The 22234-nt window shown below is 39.2% G+C and carries 18 protein-coding genes; 15 read left to right on the forward strand and 3 right to left on the reverse strand.

The features are described from left to right. The first annotated feature begins 9 nt into the window (after positions 1 to 9). The 13 genes from NEJAP_RS04030 to NEJAP_RS04090 all read left to right on the forward strand — a co-directional run bounded on the left by NEJAP_RS04030 (position 10) and on the right by NEJAP_RS04090 (position 16620). The gene (locus tag NEJAP_RS04030; RefSeq protein ID WP_201349411.1) at positions 10 to 1593 is read left to right on the forward strand and encodes an XrtA system polysaccharide chain length determinant; all 1584 of its coding nucleotides are present in this window, start codon (positions 10 to 12) and stop codon (positions 1591 to 1593) included. Continuing rightward, positions 1590 to 2528 (forward strand): XrtA-associated tyrosine autokinase, encoded by a 939-nt coding sequence (locus tag NEJAP_RS04035; RefSeq protein WP_201349412.1) that lies wholly within the window; start codon positions 1590 to 1592, stop codon positions 2526 to 2528. The genes NEJAP_RS04030 and NEJAP_RS04035 overlap by 4 nt, the downstream gene beginning before the upstream one ends. Positions 2529 to 2542: 14 nt before the next feature. Further along, positions 2543 to 3961: a TIGR03016 family PEP-CTERM system-associated outer membrane protein gene (locus NEJAP_RS04040; RefSeq protein WP_201349413.1), complete on the forward strand. Its 1419-nt coding sequence runs from the start codon at positions 2543 to 2545 to the stop codon at positions 3959 to 3961. Between the two features lie 111 nt (positions 3962 to 4072). Next, positions 4073 to 4945, forward strand: a complete 873-nt coding sequence (locus tag NEJAP_RS04045) for an XrtA system polysaccharide deacetylase (protein WP_236591057.1) — start codon at positions 4073 to 4075, stop codon at positions 4943 to 4945. An 84-nt stretch (positions 4946 to 5029) separates the two neighbouring features. Further along, the gene (locus tag NEJAP_RS04050) at positions 5030 to 6058 is read left to right on the forward strand and encodes a FemAB family XrtA/PEP-CTERM system-associated protein (protein ID WP_201349414.1); all 1029 of its coding nucleotides are present in this window, start codon (positions 5030 to 5032) and stop codon (positions 6056 to 6058) included. After that, entirely contained in the window at positions 6058 to 7278 is a 1221-nt protein-coding gene (locus NEJAP_RS04055) for a TIGR03087 family PEP-CTERM/XrtA system glycosyltransferase (protein WP_201349415.1), read from the forward strand. The genes NEJAP_RS04050 and NEJAP_RS04055 overlap by 1 nt, the downstream gene beginning before the upstream one ends. Continuing rightward, positions 7275 to 8840 (forward strand): exosortase A, encoded by a 1566-nt coding sequence (xrtA, locus tag NEJAP_RS04060; protein WP_201349416.1) that lies wholly within the window; start codon positions 7275 to 7277, stop codon positions 8838 to 8840. Before NEJAP_RS04055 ends, xrtA begins: the two co-directional genes overlap by 4 nt. Next, positions 8837 to 9982 (forward strand): TIGR03088 family PEP-CTERM/XrtA system glycosyltransferase, encoded by a 1146-nt coding sequence (locus tag NEJAP_RS04065; RefSeq protein WP_201349417.1) that lies wholly within the window; start codon positions 8837 to 8839, stop codon positions 9980 to 9982. The genes xrtA and NEJAP_RS04065 overlap by 4 nt, the downstream gene beginning before the upstream one ends. Positions 9983 to 10032: 50 nt before the next feature. Next, positions 10033 to 11934 (forward strand): XrtA/PEP-CTERM system amidotransferase, encoded by a 1902-nt coding sequence (locus tag NEJAP_RS04070; protein ID WP_201349418.1) that lies wholly within the window; start codon positions 10033 to 10035, stop codon positions 11932 to 11934. 25 nt (positions 11935 to 11959) lie between these two features. Next, complete coding sequence (locus NEJAP_RS04075; RefSeq protein ID WP_201349419.1) at positions 11960 to 13168, forward strand: TIGR04063 family PEP-CTERM/XrtA system glycosyltransferase; 1209 nt, start codon at positions 11960 to 11962, stop codon at positions 13166 to 13168. Further along, entirely contained in the window at positions 13168 to 14346 is a 1179-nt protein-coding gene (locus NEJAP_RS04080) for a glycosyltransferase family 4 protein (protein ID WP_201349420.1), read from the forward strand. Before NEJAP_RS04075 ends, NEJAP_RS04080 begins: the two co-directional genes overlap by 1 nt. Further along, positions 14339 to 15610: a putative O-glycosylation ligase, exosortase A system-associated gene (locus NEJAP_RS04085; protein WP_201349421.1), complete on the forward strand. Its 1272-nt coding sequence runs from the start codon at positions 14339 to 14341 to the stop codon at positions 15608 to 15610. The genes NEJAP_RS04080 and NEJAP_RS04085 overlap by 8 nt, the downstream gene beginning before the upstream one ends. 41 nt (positions 15611 to 15651) lie before the next feature. Further along, a complete protein-coding gene (locus NEJAP_RS04090; protein WP_201349422.1) occupies positions 15652 to 16620 on the forward strand; it encodes a polysaccharide deacetylase family protein in 969 nt (322 codons plus the stop codon). A 6-nt stretch (positions 16621 to 16626) separates the two neighbouring features. Here NEJAP_RS04090 and NEJAP_RS04095 read toward each other — a convergent pair whose 3' ends face one another. Next, entirely contained in the window at positions 16627 to 17016 is a 390-nt protein-coding gene (locus NEJAP_RS04095; RefSeq protein WP_201349423.1) for a tetratricopeptide repeat protein, read from the reverse strand. Between the two features lie 402 nt (positions 17017 to 17418). Between NEJAP_RS04095 and NEJAP_RS04100 the strand changes: the two genes are divergently transcribed. Together NEJAP_RS04100 and NEJAP_RS04105 are read left to right on the forward strand one after the other, a co-directional pair. After that, a complete protein-coding gene (locus tag NEJAP_RS04100; RefSeq protein WP_201349424.1) occupies positions 17419 to 18705 on the forward strand; it encodes a 3-deoxy-D-manno-octulosonic acid transferase in 1287 nt (428 codons plus the stop codon). A gap of 3 nt (positions 18706 to 18708) precedes the next feature. Next, positions 18709 to 20136, forward strand: a complete 1428-nt coding sequence (locus tag NEJAP_RS04105) for an oligosaccharide flippase family protein (RefSeq protein WP_201349425.1) — start codon at positions 18709 to 18711, stop codon at positions 20134 to 20136. Between the two features lie 28 nt (positions 20137 to 20164). On the opposite strand, the gene NEJAP_RS04110 is transcribed toward NEJAP_RS04105, so the two are convergent. After that, entirely contained in the window at positions 20165 to 21178 is a 1014-nt protein-coding gene (locus NEJAP_RS04110; RefSeq protein WP_201349426.1) for a polysaccharide pyruvyl transferase family protein, read from the reverse strand. Between the two features lie 66 nt (positions 21179 to 21244). Then, complete coding sequence (locus NEJAP_RS04115) at positions 21245 to 22234, reverse strand: acyltransferase family protein (protein WP_201349427.1); 990 nt, start codon at positions 22232 to 22234, stop codon at positions 21245 to 21247.

The following is a 22234-nucleotide window of genomic DNA, read 5'->3' on the forward strand; positions in this document are numbered from 1 at the left end:
CTATAACTTATGCGTGACATTTTAAATCAGCTTTCTGAATATATTTGGGGTGTCTGGCGTTTTCGCTGGATTGGACTTCTTGTTATCTGGCTTGTGGCTATTAGTGGGTGGGTGTTTGTTTCACTCACCCCAGAGAAATATTTGGCGACAGCAAGAGTGAATGTAGATACAAACACCATACTAAGACCGTTGCTGCGGGGGTTGGCTATTCAGCCCGATGTTGATCAGCGTATCGCCCTTATGAGCCGGACGCTGTTGAGTCGTCCGAATCTTGAAAAGCTTATGCGTATGGCCGATATGGACCTATATATAAGAAATGAATCGGACAAGGATAAGTTGCTCGATGAGATTCTTGGTTCAATAACGCTTGCTGGCGACAGGCGAAATGCATCCTTGTATTCGATCTCTTTTAAGCATGAAAATCGTGATACGGCGAAAAAAGTAGTTCAATCGTTGATTACCGTTTTTGTTGAAAGTGCCTTAGGTGATAAGCGTAAGGATAGTTCTGGGGCTCAAGAGTTCTTAGACCGTCAAATTGCTGATTATGAGCAGCGTCTTGTCGATGCTGAGAAGCGCTTGGCGGACTTTAAGCAGCGCAATGTTGGAATACTTCCTGGAGAGACAGGGGGGTATTACAAGCGTTTAGAGGGTGAAACCAATAAATTGGAAATAGCCCAGCTGCAGCTCCGGGAGCTAGGAACACGTCGTGATGAGTTGAAACGTCAGATTGAAGGTGAAGAGCCTGTTTTCTTATCAAGCCAAGTCGAAAACTCTCCTGAAATTAGAGCTTTAGAAGGCCGTATTTTGGCATTAGAGGGCTCTCTAGATGGGCTGTTGTTGAAATATACAAAAAAACACCCTGATGTTCAGCAGACAAATGACATGATTGCTGCTTTGAAATCTCAAAAGCGAGCAGAGGAAGCTAAGGTAAAGGCATCGCTACCTGATCAGTTTTCTGGCTTGCTAGACAGCCCTGTTTATCAGCAGATGCGAAGTATGCTAGCTGAAACAGAGGCTTCTGAAGCAGAGCTTACAACGCGTGTTGAGGAATATCAGAGACGAGTGAAAGAGCTTGCTCAAAAAGTTGATAATATTCCTTTAATCGAAGGTGAGCTCCAGCAGCTAGACCGCGATTACGATGTTATCTCACAGCAGCATAAAACGTTATTGAGTCGAAGAGAGTCTGCGCTGATATCGGAAAACGTTGGGCAGCAAGCAAATGACGTGAAGTTTCGTGTGATAGATCCTCCGTTTGTTCCGCAGCGCCCTAATGAGCCCAACAAAACATTAATGAATGCAGCCGTACTAGTGTTGGCACTCGGTGGTGGTTTGGGTATGGCTTTGTTGATATCCCTGTTTCGTCCAGTGATTAGTAATCGAGCAACCTTGGCTCAGGTTACTGGTCTTCCTGTGCTAGGAACAGTGAAAATGCTTGATTCACCTGTATTAAAGAGGAAGGCGCTTAGGAATAATCTTGCTTTCTTTTCTCTGGTTGCGTGTTTGTTTGCAGTTTATATAGGTATTTCTGTATTTCATGGGATGGATTTTCTTGTGGCTGGGGTTGATGGTTATCTAAGGATGGTATTTGTATGAGTATTATAGAAAGAGCTATACAAAAGCTAGACCCTAAGGCAAGCGTTGAAAAGAGTGAGACTCCTCTTAATCAGGCGCCGATAGCTGCAACTTTAGAAAAAAAATCTGCTCCACATGAAGAAAAGAAGCATTTAAAGGAAGCAAATATAGAGCCAGCCATAGCGGATAGCATTATTCACATACCACTGGCGCGTTTAAGTGCGCTGGGTATGGTGACTCCTAATGCACCAAGGACTCCAATAGCAGAAGAGTATCGTGCTATTAAGCGTCCACTTCTTCTTAATATTGAGGGAGAGGGGGCCGCTCAAGTAGAGCATGCAAATCTAGTGATGGTTGCGAGTGCACTTTCTGGGGAAGGTAAAACGTTCTCTGCTATTAACTTAGCAATGAGTATCGCAATGGAGCAGGATAAATCAGTTCTTTTTGTTGATGCTGATGTTTCTAAAGCAGCGGCAGGTGAATTACTAGGTGTTCCTGATGAGGCGCCAGGTCTGATTGATCTTTTGGAAAATAAGGGTGTTAAATTTAAAGACGTAGTTCTTAAGTCTAATATTCCCAATCTGCGCATTTTGCCAGCGGGTAATTTGCATCAGCGCTCAACCGAACTATTAGCCAGTGAGAATATGCGTTCATTGATGCTAGAGATATCACGACGCTATTCTGATCGAGTCATTGTGTTTGATTCTCCTCCTTTGTTATTAACAACGGAAGCTAGGGTTTTATCAAACTTTATGGGGCAGATTGCTTTTATTGTTGCTGCTGAACAGACATCCCAAGAAGCGGTTGTTGAAGCTTTACAGCATCTCAGTAGCGATAGCATTGTTGGTATGGTGCTAAATAAATCTCAGCGGCAAACAGCTGGGGGTTATGGTTATGGTTATGGTTATGGTTATGGTGGAAGACAAGGTGAAAACCAAACTGTTGCGGTGAAATAAAGGATTGTTGAATAATGTCTCGCAAACTGAATAACGTATTGGCGCTCGGTGCGCTGCTTGGTGGAGCTGTTTCGGTTAGCGCTAGTGCGGCTGATTGGACATCAACTAAGTCGGTAACCCTAAGTGAAATTTATACCGATAATGCTGACCTTTCACATGATCAGCAGAAAAGTGAGCTGATAACCACGATAACGCCCAACCTTTCTCTTCAGGGGAAAGGGGGACGAGCTAACCTTACGTTAAATGCTTCTTTGGAAGTTAATAATAGTAGTGGTGCTTCAAGCTCATTTAATCCGCGTTTAGGTGCAGACGGGGATGTTGAGATATTAGAAGACTTTTTGTTTGTTGATGCATCGGCAAATATTACGCAAAATACTATTGATGCCTTTCGCCCTAGTGGTACGGACCGACTAAGTGACACCGATAACACGACTAATACATATAACTACCAATTAAGCCCGCATTTCACGCAACGCTACAAAGGAGTTGCTGAGCTTACCGGTCGTTACACATATAACTATCAGTTAAACAGTGATAATGATGTTGGTGATAGTAGCAGTCAGGCTTTTGTCTTAAGCTTAGATAATGGTACGGATTTTACCCAGTTAACATGGGGTGGAACTCTTAACTATAAAGATTCAGGTGGTGATTCAAGTAGTGAGTTGTTATCAACAGATGCGAGTTTAGGTTATAAGTTTAACCGTTCTTGGCAAGTTCGTGGATCGACCGGGTTTGAATGGAACGAATTTGATACTCAGAGAAGTGATAATGACGGGGTTCGATGGGATGTATCTGCTATCTGGACACCAAGCAGCCGAACTTCTTTGAATATAGGCTATGGCGATCGATTTTTTGGTAGTACGCCCACTTTAGATTTTACTCATCGTAGCCGCAGGAGCCTTTTCTCTGCAAGCTATTCTCGAGAGCTTACAGATTCGGCATCGTTGTTGAGTGAGCAGAGCGCTTTTAATACAACTAATGCCGCTGGGCAAGCAATTGATCCGATTACTGGAGATCCGTTACCTCTGACCAATTCGACATTTAATATTGCCGATGGTGTTTTTGTTAATGAAAAATTTCAATTGTCTTATACTTTAACAGGTAAGCGCAGTTCGTTAACGGTTGGTGCTAGTCATTCTATTCAGAAGTTTGAGAGTGGCCGTACTGATGAAACGTTGGAGAAGTATAATGCTTCAGCAAGTCGACGCTTATCTAGTGTTCTGGATGTTGATCTAGGTTATGTTTTAAGTCGACAGCAGCGTGACGGTGATGAGGACGCTATTACATCTGAATATAGTGCTGGGCTGGCTCGTAAGCTAGGCAAGGATAGTCGCTTAAAATTGACTTATCGTTTTATTGATAGGGAGTCAGACGACCTTACGAATGATTACCAAGAAAACCGCCTGCAGTTATCTTTTACAACAAGTTTATAGCACCTCAATATATATGATTAGTTTGCTTGTCGGGCATTCATTGTGAAGTGGCTTGGATGAGCTGCTTTTGTTGTGCGAGCTAAGTTAAATGCTAACCCTAAGGCTAATGTTATGAGTGAAAAAATGTCTGAAACGGTAGGGTCAATTGTAAATGCAATGACAGTTGATGTAGAAGATTATTTTCAGGTGTCGGCTTTTGAAAAAAATATTTCGCGTGATGACTGGGCTAGTCATTCTAGTAGAGTAGAAGAAAATACAGATCGTATTTTGGCCTTGTTTGCTTCACATAATGTTAAAGCTACTTTTTTTACGTTGGGTTGGCTTGCAGAGCGTTATCCAACGATGATTCACCGTATTGTAGAGCAAGGCCATGAGCTAGCAAGCCATGGATGGGATCATCAGCGTGCTACTAACCAAAGCAAGAGTGAGTTTCGCCAAGATATAAGTCGTGCTAAGTCTATGCTAGAAGATGTTTCTGGGCATGTAATAAAGGGCTATAGAGCGCCCAGCTACTCCATATGTGAAAAAAACCTTTGGGCGTTAGATATTCTTGCTGATGAAGGGCACTTATACAGCTCTAGTATTGTTCCAATAAAGCATGACCACTACGGTATGCCTGATGCCTCACGATTTGCCTTTGAAGTAGCGCAAGGTCGTTTGCTTGAAATTCCTGTCACTACCGTTCCGGTTTTTAACAGGAATATAAATTGCGGTGGCGGGGGGTGGTTTCGCTTATTTCCATATGCGTTTACACGCTGGGCACTGAAGCAAGTTAATCAAGATGAAAATATGCCTTGTAACTTTTATTTTCATCCATGGGAGATTGATCCTTATCAGCCTAAAATTGATGGGCTCTCCTTTAAAACAAAATTCAGACATTATCTTAATTTAAACAAGATGCATGGCCGATTGGAGGACCTGTTGCAGGACTTTCGCTGGGGTCGTATGGATGAAATATTTTTGGATCATACTAAGCTTCGTTAATTGGTAAGTGTGATCTTTATAAATTCTTAAATTATATATGCAGAATGTATAAACGCTTTCTGCAAGAAAAGTAACGGAGTACCTATGAGTCTCGAGGTCTTGGCACTACAAAGCAAAGACATTGCAAAATGGGATGCATATGTTGAAAAAAGTGATCAATCCACCTTTTTTCATCGGGCTGGCTGGAAAGAGGTCCTTGAAAAAGCATTTGGACATAGCACTCACTTTCTATTTGCAGAAAGAGACGGCGTTGTCGAGGGGATTTTACCTCTAGCTCATGTTAAAAGTATGTTGTTTGGTAATAATTTAGTATCACTTCCTTTTTGTGTTTACGGGGGATTGGTTGCTGATAGTGATGAAGTAGCTATTCGTTTAATTAATGCTGCATCGAGTCTTGCTGATGATTTAAAAGTAGATGCACTAGAGTTGCGAAATACGAGCCCTTCGGGACAAGATTGGCCGAGTAAATCGCTTTACTATACGTTTCGCAAAGAGATCACAGGCGATAACGAAGCGAATATGCTGAGTATTCCTAGAAAACGCCGAGCTATGATTCGCCAAGGTATTAAAGCCGGGCTCTCAAGTGAGGCTGATGATGGTTGGGAGCGTGTTTATAATACTTATGCGGAAAGTGTTCGAAATCTAGGCACGCCAGTATTCTCCGCAAAGTACTTTCGTGTTCTTCGAGAGGTTTTTAAAGAGGATTGCCGAGTACTCATGATTACTCATGACGGCGAAGATGTTGCTGGTTTGATGAGCTTTTATTTTAAAGACCAGGTTTTACCTTATTATGCAGGTAGCTACGACTCAGCTAAGACTCATAAAGCGCATGATTTCATGTACTGGGAGTTAATGCGACGTGCTAGTGATGAGGGCGTGAGGCTGTTTGATTTTGGGCGAAGTAAAGAAGGAACGGGTCCTTTTCTATTTAAAAAAGGGTGGGGCTTTGAGCCGGAGCTGTTGCACTATGAATACTACCTTGTAAAGGCGACCTCCATTCCAGAAGTAAACCCGAATAACCCTAAGTATAAATTGTTCATTGACGCATGGAAAAAATTACCAGTACCAATAGCAAATAAGCTCGGTCCTTTATTGTCTAGGAGCTTAGGTTAATGAAGCCTGCGCTATTACTGTTATGTCACCGAATTCCGTATCCGCCTAATAAAGGAGATAAGATTCGTGCATTTCATCTATTAAAGTTTTTAGCCAGCCACTATAGAGTCTACTTGGGCGCTTTTGTTGATGACCCAATGGACTGGCAGTACGTTAAAGATGTCGAAGCTATTTGTGAAGACTGTAAATTTTTAGAGTTAAACCCATTACGCGCCAAGGTAAAGTGTATGAAAGGTTTCATTACAGGAGAGGCGTTATCAGTGCCTTATTACCAAAGTAATGAATTGCAGGAATGGGTACGTTCAGTAATCGCTGATCATGATATTACAAAGGCTATGGCAGTATCTTCAGTAATGGCGCAGTTTTTAAGCGACCCTAAACTGAACTTAGATAAGAAAATAATTGATATTGTCGATATTGATTCAGATAAATGGCTGCAGTACTCCAGTATGAAGTCTTGGCCTTTGAGTTGGGTATATCGCAGAGAAGCTAAGACTCTATTACAGTATGAAAAATTTGCAGTAGAAAACTTTGACGCTAGTTTGTTCGTATCTTCTCCTGAAGCCGAAATGTTTAAGAAGAAAATGCCAAGCGATGCTCACAAAGTTGGATATTACAATAATGGCGTTGATAGTGAGTATTTCTCTCCGTCTGAAGATTACCCCCTTCCATATGAGCAAGATTCACTTCCAATCGTTTTTACAGGGGCAATGGATTATTGGCCCAATATTGATGCTGTTTGTTGGTTTGTCAGTGATGTGTTACCAGAAATCAGAAAATTAGATACACGATTTTGTTTTTATATAGTCGGCAGTAAGCCCAGCGACAAGGTTATGCAGTTAGGCTCGTTAGAAGGCGTTGTCGTTACGGGGCGTGTAGAAGATATTAGGCCTTATATTCATCATGCGTATGTTTGCATCGCTCCGATGAGAATAGCTCGTGGTGTACAAAACAAAGTATTAGAAGCTATGTCTATGCAAAGGCCTGTTATCGTTAGTGATATGGGACTTGAAGGCATAAATGCTCAGCATGGTGTCGACGTGCTGATTGCCAATACGGCAAAAGAGTATGTAAGCGTTACCAGCGCATTACTTGATAATAGTTACAATGATATTGGTCTAGCGGCGAGACGGACGGTAAAAAAAGATTTTAATTGGAGTGAGAGTCTCCCTATAGTAAGAGAGCTGCTAAATAAGGTTCAGCAGGAGAAGCACGTATGACAAGTGCCGCAAACGATAGCATGACTATATCAACACGTTCGTCATGGCGTTACTTCTTGCCTATAGTTGTTGTTTACCTTTTATTACTGACAGTCTTTTTTTATGACACCGTTGAGTCTATGGTGTCTATTTGGAGCCGTTCAGAAACATTTACACATGCTTTTCTAATATTGCCTATCTCTATTTGGTTGGTTTGGGAAAAGAGAACACATCTGAAAGTGATGACTCCCAAACCTTCTTGGCAAGGTATGGCAGTACTCTTTGCTGTCGGCTTTTTATGGCTTTTTGGCTACCTCGTTGATGCACTTGTTGTGCAACAACTTGCGTGGGTAGCTGCATTTGTCGCTGGTGTATGGGCGATACTTGGAAATAGAACGACATGGGTTATAGCATTTCCGTTGGCATTCTTAATATTCATGGTTCCTTTCGGCGAAGATTTGGTGCCAGGGATGATGGAGTTTACAGCTGATTTTACGATCGGGCTGATAAGGCTAACAGGTATTCCTGTTTATAGAGAAGGGCTGTTTTTCACACTGCCTTCAGGGAACTGGTCGGTAGTTGAGGCTTGCAGTGGTATCAGGTATTTGATTGCTTCGGTTACTTTGGGATGTTTGTATTCTTATTTAACTTATACCAGTGCAAAGAAGCGCTTTATATTTATTATTGTTTCGATAATCGTTCCGATTATCGCCAATGGCCTAAGGGCATATATTATTGTCATGCTTGGGCATGTTAGTGATATGACGATTGCGACAGGTGTTGATCATCTAGTTTATGGCTGGGTGTTCTTCGGCATTGTTATTTTTATAATGATTACCATTGGTGCTCGGTTCAGAGATGATGTTGATAGCACGGTGCATATTGAGCCCTCAATATCCGCAAGCACGAAGGAATACGGTTTTAGTAAGGTTTTGCCGTTAGCTGTTCTCACTATTTGCCTAATTGGTGTTTGGCCAGCTTTGGCATACGTTATAGATCAAAATGAAGATTCTTCAGGCCAGCCTACAGAGATGCTTACTCTTGCAGACGTTGCTGATTGGAGTTCATCAAATCAAGCTGCCTGGGCTTGGAAGCCCTCAAACCGAGGAACTGAGAAACTTGAACAGTTTTTTGAAAAAGACGGTTTCAAAGTAGCGGTCTACTTACAGTACTTATTTAAGAAGCGCAATAATGTTGAGCTAATTAATTCACAGAATACTTTGCTTGATCCTGAGCAGAGTCAATGGCGAATTGTAGGAAATGATAAAAGACAGCTAACGCTTTCTACTAGAACAATTGAAGTTAAAGAAACCTTGTTGAAAGGTGAAGATAAACAGCTAATGATCTGGTCATGGTATCGAATTGGTGAGCGTTACACTTCTAATAAGTATGTAGCGAAACTTCTTGAAGGGTTTAATAGATTAACGTTTGGTCGCCAAGATGAAGGTGAAATCATTGTGGCTATGGAGTTTGATGAGAATATAGATTCTGCCGATCAGGTGGTTGTACTGCAAAGCTTTGTAAAAGGCTTGTTACCCAATGTTGAAAAATCTGTCGATAGTAAAGTGGCTAGCGCGAAATGAGTATTAGAAATAAGCCGCCACTCATTGTGCATATTATTTACGCTTTGGGGACCGGCGGGTTAGAAAATGGTTTAGTTAATATTATTAATCGCATGCCACCTGATCGGTATAAGCATGTCATTATTTGCTTAACGCACGCTACTGATTTTGCGAAACGGATAACGGCTCCAGACGTTAAAGTAATAGAACTGCATAAACGTGAAGGTCATGACCTGGGTGTGTACTGGCGGCTCCAAAAACTACTTTGGCAGCTTAAGCCAGATTTAGTGCATACTCGAAATCTTGCAGCGTTAGAGATGCAAGCTCTTACTCTTTTATTACCAGGTGTTAAGCGTGTTCATGGCGAGCATGGTAGAGATATCTATGATTTACATGGACAGAATAAAAAATATAACCGTTTAAGAAAGGTTATGAGTTATGTGATTCACCGCTATATAGCAGTCAGCCAAGATTTAGAAAGCTGGCTTCTAACGACAGTAAATATTCCTCGTGAGAAAGTTGAGCAGTTATACAATGGGGTCGATTTAGCACGCTTTAATCAATTTGATGACTCCGTGAAGATAGGCGTGCTACCAACTGAGTTTGAAAATGATTGTTTGATTATCGGTACTGTGGGCCGGGTTGCTGCAGTCAAAGATCAGCAAACACTTTTAAAAGCGTTCGATATTCTTGTTAAAAGTGGCTCAGAACTTTCGGATAAGCTGCGATTAGTAATAGTCGGAGATGGTCCACTTTTTACTGCATTAGAAGAGCAGGTTCATGACTTAGGTTTAGATAAAAAAGTATGGTTGGCAGGGGATAGAAAGGATATTCCGGCCCTACTTAGATCGATGGATATGTTTGTATTACCATCTTTAGGTGAAGGTATATCAAATACAGTATTAGAAGCGATGGCAACAGGCTTACCTGTTATAGCAACACGGGTAGGTGGTAACCCAGAGCTTGTAGACGATCAGAGTACTGGTGCATTAGTACCTGTAGGTAATAGTGAAGAGCTGGCGCGTGTTTTATTAGATATCGTAAATGATAAAGACAAATTATCCGCAATGGGTGCTGCAGGCTTAGCAAAAGTGCAGAAGCAATTTCATTGGGATATAACCGTAGCCAATTACTTAGCAGTTTATGATGAGTTGTTGAAGTAAATCAGCAGCAGATCATTTAGAGCAAAAATAGATAAGGATAATAGAAATCGATGTGTGGAATCGTCGGCGTTTTCGATTTAGCAGGTAAAAGAGAGTTCTCGCGTGAGCTTATTTCACGGATGAATGAAACCCAATTCCATCGTGGCCCAGATGAAGGCGGAATCCATATCGAACCCGGAGTAGGTTTTGGACATCGTCGTTTGTCGATAATTGACCTTTCTAGTGGCCAGCAACCGTTATTTAACGAAGATGGTTCTGTAGTCGTTACATACAACGGTGAAATCTATAATTTCCCTGAGCTTTCTGAAGAGCTTAAAGCTTGTGGTCATCAGTTTAAGACACATTGCGATACTGAAGTGATTGTTCATGCTTGGGAAGAGTGGGGTGAGGCATGTGTTGAGCGCTTTAGAGGGATGTTTGCATTTGCTATCTGGGATAGAAATCAGCAAACACTTTTTCTGGCTCGAGACCGTTTGGGAATAAAACCTTTATTTTATTCAGCGTTACCTGATGGCTCATTTGCTTTTAGTTCAGAGTTAAAGGCACTCAAGACCCTGGAGAACTTACCTCGAGAAATTGACCCTACTTCTATAGAAGATTATTTCACGTTTGGTTATGTGCCAGAACCAAAAACAATTTTTAAAGGCGTTTGTAAACTTCGTCCTGGTTATACGTTGCTAATTAAGCATGGTTCGAGTGTTATTGAACCGAAAGAGTATTGGGATATACCGTTCACACCCGTCAATTATACCTCTGAAGAAAACTTAAAAGCAGAACTCATTGAACGTATGAGAGATGCGGTTGATGTGCGTATGGTTGCGGAGGTTCCTTTAGGGGCTTTCTTATCTGGTGGTGTGGACTCTAGTGCAATTGTTGCCATGATGGCGCAGTTACAAGAAAAACCAGTACATACCTGTGCGATAGGTTTTGATGTAAAGCAGTTTAACGAAACCGAGTTTGCCAAGCAGGTAGCTGATCAATACAAAACGGATCACTTTGAAGGGCTTGTTGGTAGTGATGATTTCGACCTACTAGATACATTGGCTGACCTATACGATGAACCTTATGCAGATAGTTCGGCTATACCTACTTACCGTGTATGCCAACTTGCGAAAAAGCAGGTCACTGTAGCTTTATCCGGTGATGGTGGTGATGAAAACTTTGCCGGTTATCGTCGTTATCGCTGGCACATGAATGAAGAAAAGCTAAGAGCGGCTATACCGTTGAGTGTTAGAAAGCCAATATTTGGCTTGTTAGGCAAGCTTTACCCTAAAGCAGATTGGGCGCCACGCGTATTTAGAGCAAAAACAACTTTTCAAGGTTTGGCAAGAAGCTCCGTCGAAGCGTATTTGCATACTGTTTCTTTGTTATCAGAAGAGCAGCGTGACCAGTTGTTTAGTGATAAGTTAAAAACGGCTCTAAAAGGATACCAGTCGATAGAAGTCTTTAATGAGTATGTGGCAAAAGCACCTACACAGGACCCGTTGTCACTCATTCAATATCTGGATATGAAAACCTACCTAGTTGGTGACATTCTTACTAAGGTGGATCGAGCAAGTATGGCACATGCGCTTGAGGTTCGAGTTCCGCTATTAGATCATAAATTTATTGAGTGGGTTTCAGGCTTACCATCAAACCTCAAGTTAAAAGGGCAAGAGGGGAAGTACGCACTGAAAAAATCTCTGGAGCCATACTTGCCTAATGACGTGCTGTATCGAGCCAAGATGGGGTTTGGTGTACCTCTTGCTAAGTGGTTTAGAGGCCCATTAAAAGAGAAGGTAAATGAAAGTTTGCTCGGCGATACCATACGCCAGAGTGGTCTTTTTAATATGGAGTTTATCGAACAAGTGATAAAACAGCATCAAAGTGGAGCACGCGACTACAGTGTGATTATTTGGACTTTGTTAATGTTTAATGCATTTCTTGAGCGTGAACTCGATATTACGGCTTGATACAGATATAAGGGAAAGATAATACGTGAAAATTTTACACATTCTAGACCACTCTATTCCGCTGCATAGTGGCTATACATTTCGCACTCGCTCAATTTTAAAGCAGCAGCGTGTCTTAGGGTGGGAAACAGTTCATGTTACGTCTGGTAAGCACACGCTAGACTCTGCGCCTGTAGAAAGTGTAGAAGAATTTTTATTTTATAGAACGCCAGCTAAGTCATCTGTTCTTGATAAGCTGCCATTACTTAATCAGTTATCAATTATTGACCAGCTAACAAAAAGAGTCTGTGAAGTAATAGAAGAAACGAAGCCGGATATCCTGCATGCTCACTCTCCTGCGCTAACCGGTGTTGCAGCATTAAGAGCAGGGAAAAAATACGGTATACCGGTAGTTTATGAGTGTCGAGGCTTTTGGGAAGATGCGGCTGTTGATCACGGTACTTGTAAAGAAGATGGTGTGCGATACAAGCTGACTAGAGCGCTAGAAACTTACGTATTTAAAAATGCTGATGCGGTGACAACGATTTGTGAAGGTTTACGTAAAGATATTGTTGCCAGAGGTATTGGTAACGAAAAAATAACAGTGATTCCTAATGCTGTTGATATAGATAAGTTTAGTGTGATAACCCACAGTGACCAGGGTTTAGCAGAAAAACTACAGCTTCAAGGGAAAAAAGTTTTGGGGTTTATAGGCTCATTCTATGCCTATGAAGGACTGCTTCTTTTACTTGAATCTCTCCCTGAGATGATAAGCAATGATCCAGATATTCGTTTGTTGCTGGTAGGTGGTGGCCCACAAAATGATTTAATAGAAAGTAAAATTAAATCATTAAATTTACAACAGTTTGTAGTGACTACAGGGCGTGTTCCGCACACAGAAGTGCAGTCTTACTATAGCTTGGTGGATATATTTATATATCCTCGCTTGGCAATGCGTTTAACGGAACTAGTAACACCTCTAAAGCCACTTGAGGCAATGGCCCAAGGCAAGCTAGTTGTAGCATCAGATGTCGGTGGACATAAAGAGTTAATCGATGATGGTAAAACGGGGCGTTTGTTTAAAGCCGGTGATAAAAAAGATCTGGCTCGGGTTGTGCTTGAAGTGCTGGATCAAACGGAAAATTGGGACTCCTTCAAGCAGCAAGGAAGAAAATATGTAGAAGAGCAACGGAATTGGCCTGTGAGTGTCGGCCAGTATCAACATGTGTACCCTAAGATTTATAAAAACGGATAATGGTTAATTTACTTGTAGTAACGACACTATTCCCTAACAGTGTTCAACACCGTCATGGGATTTTTGTAGAAACCAGACTGAAAAAAATTATGGAAACAGGGCAAGTTAATGCAGTCGTTGTTGCGCCTGTTCCTTGGTTTCCTATTAAAAGTAAATACTTCAGTCAATATTCACAGTATGTCGATATACCATCCAAAGAGCATCGAAACGGTGTGGAAATATACCACCCGCGTTATTTGGTCATTCCTAAAGTTGGAATGCTACTTACGCCATTTTTTTTAGCATTGGCTATTTTTCTTACTATTTTTAAGGTTAGAAAGCAGGGCTATAAGTTTGATCTAATCGATGCTCATTATTTTTATCCCGATGGCGTTGCTGTAGCTTTAGCTTCATACTTTTTGAAGTTGCCCTTTGTTATTTCAGCTAGGGGATCAGATATAAACTTAATTCCCAATTATTTATTGCCACGAAAAATGATTTTATGGGCCGCCTCAAAAGCTCAAGCATCCATTACCGTTTCTTCGGCATTGAAAGAGAAAATGCTTGCCTTGGGGGCTGTAGAAGAAAAAATACATGTTTTAAGAAATGGTGTTGATGATGTTTTGTTTTCACCAAAAAATTATCAACAAATGCGCCACAATTACTCGTTAAAAAGAGCAACACTTCTTAGTGTGGGGAATTTAACAGAGTTGAAAGGTCACGACCTAGTTATCAAAAGCTTATTAGAGCTCCCGGACTGTGAGCTCATCATTGTTGGTGGCGGGGAGCTGGATAAACCGCTCAAACAACTTGCTGAGACATTGGGTTTATCGGAAAGGGTTCGTTTTATGGGTACGCTAAAGCAGCCAGACCTAGTTGAGTTGTACAGTGCAGCTGATCTGCTCGTACTAGCCTCTAGTCGTGAAGGTTGGGCTAACGTGCTGTTAGAAGCAATGGCTTGCGGGGCTCCTGTTGCAGCAACAAGTGTTGGCGGGACTCCTGAACTGGTTAAATCACCTGAAGCAGGAGTGTTGGTCAAAGAGCGCAATGCTTCTGGTTTGGTTAAGGCGATTAGTAAGGCTTTATCGCTGAATATAGATAGAGATTTAACACGAGAATACGCAAAAAAATTCTCATGGGATCAAACGGTAGAAAATCAAATTAACTTATATACAAAAATAGTGGAATCGCATGCGTGACCTTCTCATAACACTGATTGTATTTGGGAGCATTCCATTTATTTTACGTAGGCCCTATATAGGGATACTGATGTGGTCATGGTTAAGCTATATGAATCCACATAGGTTGGCTTATGGGTTTGCTTATGACATGCCGTTTGCGCAGGTGATTGCCATCACCATATTTATGGCATTTGTATTTAATAAAGATAGGCAAAGCATACCATTTAGTGGGACTGTAGTTGTTTGGGTCTTATTCTTGATATGGGCATCCCTAACAACCTATTTTGCTATCTATCCAGACTTTGCAGCTGAACAATATATACGAATAATTAAGATACAAATATTTACTTTCTTAACTATGGCGCTGATTACCAATCAAGATAGAATTAATAAGTTGATTTGGGTTATTGCTCTTTCCATTGGTTTTTATAGTATTAAAGGTGGGATATTCACAATAATGACCGGTGGTTCCTTCCGCGTGTGGGGCCCAGCAGGTTCATTTATAGAAGATAATAATGAGTTAGCATTAGCCTGTTTAATGGTTATACCTCTTATGTATTATTTGATGGTTCAGTTAAATAATCGTTGGTTTAAATACGCAATGGGCGGGGCAATTTTCTTGAGTTTAGCGTCTGTTATTGGTTCACAATCCCGCGGTGCACTCATAGCTATTGCTGCTGTACTTGGCTTTTATTGGCTTAAAACCAAAAGTAAATTCGTTTCGGCATTTGTTATTCTTTTTATAGTAGCAGCCGGCTGGAATTTTATGCCAACGAGTTGGCATGAGAGGATGGATACAATCGGTAACTACGAAGAAGATGCATCAGCGATGGGGCGAATTAATGCTTGGATCTACAGCATTAATATAGCAAATGATCGACTGTTAGGAGGAGGCTTCAGCTCTTGGTCAACGAATACATATGCAGTTTATTCTCCCGATGCTGAATTGGTAGTTGTTGCGCATAGTATCTATTTTAATGTGTTGGCTGATCATGGCTGGATTGGGCTTATCCTGTTTCTTTTAGTTCTAATATTCACCTGGAATAATTTATCCCGAATTATTAAACGTACTCGCGGTGATCCGGGCATGTCACAACAAAATTTATTAGCAAGAATGTTGCAAATAAGCTTTATAGCCTACCTAACAGGTGGGGCATTTTTAAGCCTCTCTTATTTTGATTTGCCATGGCATTTAGTCGCTATAACGTTATTGATCAGCTCACAAATAAATTTGAAGAGTGAGGCGCTACCAAAAACGAAATTTAAAAACTCCATGGTTTAGTTTTTAGTGGTTCTCGATATAACTTTCAGGTGTTAAAGAAGATGAAACAGTGCATCTTAAAGGCAATAAGCGTTGCATTGCCTTTAGTTCTTAAAACAAAAGGTAAACAGCATTTATCAATACTGATTTACCACCGAGTGTTGCCTGAATATGATTTTATGAGGCCATCAGAGCCAACGATAAAAGAGTTCGACTGGCAAATGTCGTTAGTTTCACGTTACTTTACTCCACTCTCATTAGCCCGGGCTTTAGAGTTAATGGATAGAGGCGAGTTACCTGAAAATGCTATATGTGTGACTTTCGACGATGGTTATGCCGACAATGAAAGCTGTGCTCTACCTATCCTTAAAAAATGGAAGATTCCTGCCACTGTATTTGTGTCTACCGGTTTTATAAATGGTGGCCGCATGTGGAATGACACAGTGGTGGAAACTATCAAGTGTGCTGGAGAGTATATTGATTTACGTAAAGTAGGTTTGGACGAATATGCATTTAAGGATTCTGAATCTAAAAGAACAGTCGCGCAAAAAATACTGACAGAAATTAAGCACCGAGAGGTGGGACAGAGAGCCGAGACCGTTGATTTTATAGAATCACTTGCAAAACAATCACTACCTAATGACCTTATGGCGACTGACCAACAGATTTTAAACCTAGATGCAGCGGGTGTCGAAATAGGTGGTCATACAGTTAATCATCCTATATTGGCAAAATTAAATGATGCGCGGGCAGAACAAGAAATAATCGACGGTAAAGTACATCTCGAATCTGTTCTTAGTAAGAAGTTAAGATATTTTGCGTACCCGAATGGGAAGCTCGGGGATGACTACTTGGAAAGTCAGGTCAGGATTGTAAAAGAGGCAGGGTTTGAAGCAGCTGTTTCGACTACGTGGGGAGTCTCCACGCGCAATAGTGATCGTTACCAACTTGCGCGCTTTACACCCTGGGATAAGAGTCCAGATAAATTTTTACTAAGATTGCTTCTAAATCAGAAGAGTGTGAAATTGTAGTATGGATTACCACTTACCGGCTTTTTCTAGTTTTCTTTTTAAGCCTTGTAATGGGAACTTATTATTATAAGCTTTTACTGCGTAGAGTTTAGCTTCTTCGTAGCGCTCCATTTCTAACAGCAACAATCCTAAGTTGTATTGGACTTGGGCGTTTTTTGGTACGATTTTTTCAGCTTGTTTGTACTGAATTAGTGCTTTATCTAATTTATCTAGCTTATGTAAGAGGATTCCGTAAAGCATTAAAGTAGTGGCATCTTCTGGAGAGAAGCTGATAGCTCTTTGCAGGTAGCATTCGACTGGGCTAATTTTTGCTGCTTTATACTTATTAATACCATGAAGTGTTCGTAATTTTATAGCTGTATTTAATGCGCGATGATGGTTCGGAAAGGCGCGCAACGTATAGTCTATGTCGCCATATAAGTTATGCTTTTGCTTGGCCCCTCCCTGTAAACTCTCTACATTTTGATTAAAATGAGCTCCTTCAACTAAACGTAAGGCTTCATGGTGTTTATTTCTCTTAGTGTAATCATAAGGGCCGTAGGCCTGTTTTTTTCCTTGACAGGAGATACCAGAAAAATCTTGTCCTATCCATGGAGCACTTAGGCCACTACTGTTAGCGCTGGTACTAGTTGCGAGTATTAAACTGCCAGTACATAATAATAATTTATAGTACTTAAAAGTATTTAAAAAAACATTGTTGTATGCTCCCGTTTACTTGCAATGTTATCATAAACACAAAGTATTTCTCAGGCAAATATTGTTTCTGTGAAGCATTTAAATAATTACAGAGAGTTCATAGTGATATATGTAAAAAAAATTAAAGAAATTATTTTTTGGTTTATGTATAAATTTTTGCTAAAAATGGTTTCTAGTAATTACGATGAACCTGAGCTTAACTCTGATCTGCAAGAAAGTAGTAATGGAGTTGAGGAGAGCATATGGTTCTTTTGTTCAACAATTGGTGAGCTTAATGCATGCTCTTCATTTATAGATAAAAAATATGCTAAAACTAAGATAGTGTTTATAACGGATAGGATTTTTTATAAAGATTCTTTCTTGGATAAATATCCCAATGCTAGTGTTTTAGAAGTTAAAAGCGAAAGCTCAAATATAGAGTCAATTTTAAATAGATATTCTCCTCAAGAATTTTATATATGCGAAATCCCCTGCTCTCCGAATGATGCGCCTTGTCGATTTCCATATGAAGTTCTTAGGGCTATTAAAAAATCAGGGGCTAAAATTTATATTATAAATGGCTGGCTATATCAATATGAACCAGCATGTATGCAAGATAAAATCGAGCGTTTTTTGTTTAGCCGTTATTACATTCAAATGTTTGACGGTATTACAGTTCAAGCTGAATCAGTAAAGGATTTTCTGGTTGAGAAAGGTGCTGATAAAGATAGAATATGTGTGACAGGAAATATGAAGTTTGATGCTTTGTATAACCAAAAAATATATACGAGAGATAATGTGAGTGAGTTTTTAATAAAACAACTTTCCAAAACTAAACATGTAGTTGTTGCTGGTTGTTTAATAAATGAATTTGAGTACGAACAGGTAGCCAAAGCATTCTCGGAAGTGTTAATGGTTTTTCCTGATGCAGTTTTTGTATTTGCACCTAGGCATCCAGAGAAGCAAGATCAGCTAAATTTTATTGAAAAAATATTAAATGAGAATAATCTAACTTATGAATTTAAAAGCAAGATAACAAATCTTGTAGATTTCAATAAAAAAGTTCTGGTTCTTGATACATTAGGTGAACTTAAAGTATTTTATTCTGTGGGCGCTGTCTGTTATGTTGGGAGAGATCATAATATTTTGGAGCCATTGTTTTTAAATAAAAAAGTTATTGTTCCTGAAGGATGGAATAATCAGTACCCTAGTTATCCCGTCTTCGACATTGTTAACAAGAAGGGACTCGTTACTGTACATAAAGAAAAAGAGCTAGGAAATGATCTAATAACACTTATGCAAAGTGGCTCTCAAAATTTTGATATTAATAAAGCTCTTGTAGCTTTGAGCGGAGTAACGGAAAGAAATGAAAAATTTTTTAAATCCATCGATTCTGAAATTGGTAGTTGATTTGTGAGTACGTTTAAAAAATCATTAATATTGTCGTTTGTGCAAAAGTACAGTGAGCTTTTGATTGGGTTTATAGCAAGTATTATTTTAGCTCGTTTATTAATGCCTGAAGAAGTTGGATTATACTCTATCGTAGCGACTATTATTGTGGTTGCTCACATGATTCGTGATTTTGGAGTATCTTCATATATCGTACAGGAAGATGATTTAGACGATCAAAAGCTAATATCAGCATTTCTAGTCACATGTTTTTGGTCATACTCAATAGCTTTAATTCTTTATACTAATTCAACAAATATTGCGGTTTTTTTTAATCGAAATGAAATCGTATCCATTTTGAATCATGTGATTATAAATTTTTTAATTATACCTTTCGGATCTGTTTCATTAAGTTTACTCCGTAAAGAAATGAATTTTTCTGCTTTGTTAAAAGTTAATTTAATCTCGGCATTATTTGGAGCGATAGTGTCTGTAGGAATGGCATTTTCAGGTTATAGCTATATGAGCTTGGTCTGGGGGAGTATAGCGACAACGGCTATGACAGTTTTATTAAGTAGCTTCTTCAGGCGAGAAATTTCTATTGTTGTTCCAAGTTTGGCGAGCATTAAAAATGTTTTTATATTCGGCTCAAAATCATCATATATACATATATTGTTTGTTTCCGTAGCTCAACTACCAGAGATTTTAATTGGAAAATTTTTTGGTATGGCTAATGTCGGTTTATATAGCCGTGCAAATGGCCTAGTAAAGTTATTTCATATGGGAGTGATGCAGGGCATTATCCCAGTATTATTGCCGCATTTGGTTAATAGAATGAAAGAAAAAGGTGACGTTAAGGCAGAATATTTTAAAAGTATAGATTTTATTTGTACAATATCTTGGCCGTTCTTTATTTTTTTGGCATTAATGAGCGAGGAAATTATAGAAACATTATATGGTGTTTCATGGGTGTCCGCAGCGCCATTGGTTATATGGCTTTCTTTATCCGCTGCTGTTGGAAGTGTATATTCAATTAATACACATTTTTTTGTAGCAGTAAAAAGTATTGATTTAGATGTGAGGAATCAGTCTGTTTCTCAAATATTTTCTATTATTGTAATGGTAGTAGCATCTTTTTATGGGTTATACCCATTATTATTCAGCATTGTTATAAGTAAGATTTTTTCACTTTTAGTTTCAGTATATTATTTATGTAAAGCTATTAATTTTCAATACTCAGATATATTGAAAAATTTAAGAAAGGCTGGTGTGGTTTCTCTTACTTGTTTTGTTTTTTTATATTACGTAAAGAGTATTGCCTTTTTGGATAGTTCGAACCTCTTTATACAATTGTCAATAATTGGTGCTTTGTTTTCTATTGTATGGATAGCTTCTTTGATAATAGTTAAATCTGAAATTATAAATTTTTTCAAAAAAAATGATAATGTATAAGGAGGGAGCAACTCCTTATACCTGTTTTCTAAAGATATCTTTTTAAGATCCTTTTTATTTTTTGTGATTTGTTTTCACTTCTAGGTTCAATTTTAGATAGTGTTTTTAAAAAAATAATTTGATCATGCTTAGCTCTTACTAGGTTTCTATCCTTAATAGCTATTGTTAATGATTTATAATACTCATAATTGCTTTTAAGTAATACTATTGCATTTTCTAAAGCCTGCGTGTTGTTAAGAGGAACACATAATTCGGGGATGCTGTTTTCAGAAAACAAATTTTTTGTTTTGTTGTGATAATCAAAGCCTATAATAGGTATCTCGGCTCTAATACTTACTAATAATGCATGGAACCTCATAGCAATAGTTGCTGAGGAGTGCCTTAGGCAGCTTATATCAAATGATTCAGGAGTATTTTGGTACCCTAGAGACTCTGAAAGTTCATAATCTTGAATAGATGCCTGTGATTCATGCCGAGCTGAACCAAAATAGAAGGGGAAAGGTTGTACTGTTTTATAGTGTTCATTGATTTTATTATTAAGTGAGTTTACATCCCATTCAGAGCCATCCCAAGGTCTTAAGTTGAGCGATACTGCACTCATGTCAATATCATCTGCTTTTGGAATATGATGTTTTGACCACCAATATAAGTCAGTCCCTACAATAATTCTATCGTCACCAATTATTTCTTTTGATTGACTATCCCTGACATGAAAATATGTAGCTATATCCAATAAATACTTTGTTTCCTCTTGAATCTTTTTATCGCTGTTCTTTGCTGATATTCCGAGAACGACTAAAGGGGTTTTAAGTTTCTTTGAGAGTTCTTTTCCATGTTGAAAAAAGCTATAATTTGGCCAGATGCTTCCACCTCCTACAACTATGAGGTCAACTGAGTTCATTATGTCGATACCAGGGAACCATGAGGTGAACATTAAATCGTGATCTTTGAAAATTTGGCACATTGATAGCTGCAGTAAATCGTCCCCTGCGTTTAACTTTCCATAGTATCCTATGATTATTATCTTAAGCTTTTCTTTCATAATAACTCTTTTAATTTAGGTAGCTGATACTTATAAACTAAGGCGGACTTTATCTGCTGACTGTCCTTATTTTGTGTATTTTCGAATGCTCAACATGATAGGCTTTTCAATGTGCTTACTGATAGTGCTAGCTATTAATAGGCACGTTGTTAGTGCTATTAATATGCTAACCGTACTGGGCAAGCCGTTTTCATTAAGTGTATAAATTATTTTAAAACCAATCATCTGGTGTACTAAATAAAGTGTATACGAGATGCTTCCGAGCCATATCAGAGGCTTCTGTTTTATAAAACTTAACCTATCATTGATCGCAAGTGCAAACAATATAAAGAATGAAGTACAAAATGCACTGCTGATCACATCGCCTGTAATGAGTTCTGCTGCTAAGCAGGATAGTAAAATTATCAATTTGTATAAAGAGAAGCCTTCTTCCTTCCATTTATAAAAATAAATTCCAGCAATAAATAAGTGGGTGAATTGCAAAACAAAAAATGTTTGTATACGCCAAGGCACATCAATGTTAGCGTTTAGTAAATAGTAAGTAGTAATCATGGCGCTAAGCCATAGTGGTGCTATAAAATTTATGTTTTTCAATCTAGAAGTTAAGAACAAAAATAACATAACGAAATAGAAATTTAACTCCCATGCTAAACTCCAGTAAACACCATCTACTGCTGGAACATAGAAGAATGCTTGGAGCATCGTTAAGTTCACTATGAGCTGTGAAAAAGTCAGGCTTTGATTTGGTAGGGGAGAGAGATAGCCTAGTGTAAATGTGAGTAATACAGCAGCCCAGTAGGCCGGATAGAGTCTTGAAAGACGTGAAACACTAAAGTCTTTCCAGGACTGGCATTTTTCTAATGTCATGAATATTACAAAGCCCGAGATTATGAAAAAGAATTGCACGCCTAAATGCCCCCAGGGTATTGAGAAGGCCGTGGGAGTTGTATGTTGGTATACTTGCTCATATCTTGTTGTATAGTGGAATAAGACAACACTCAGCGCCGCTAGGCCTCTAAATACATCTAATTCTTCAAATCTATTATTTTTTGTCAT

It is taken from the genome of Neptunomonas japonica JAMM 1380 (assembly GCF_016592555.1).
Taxonomy (GTDB): domain Bacteria; phylum Pseudomonadota; class Gammaproteobacteria; order Pseudomonadales; family Balneatricaceae; genus Neptunomonas; species Neptunomonas japonica_A.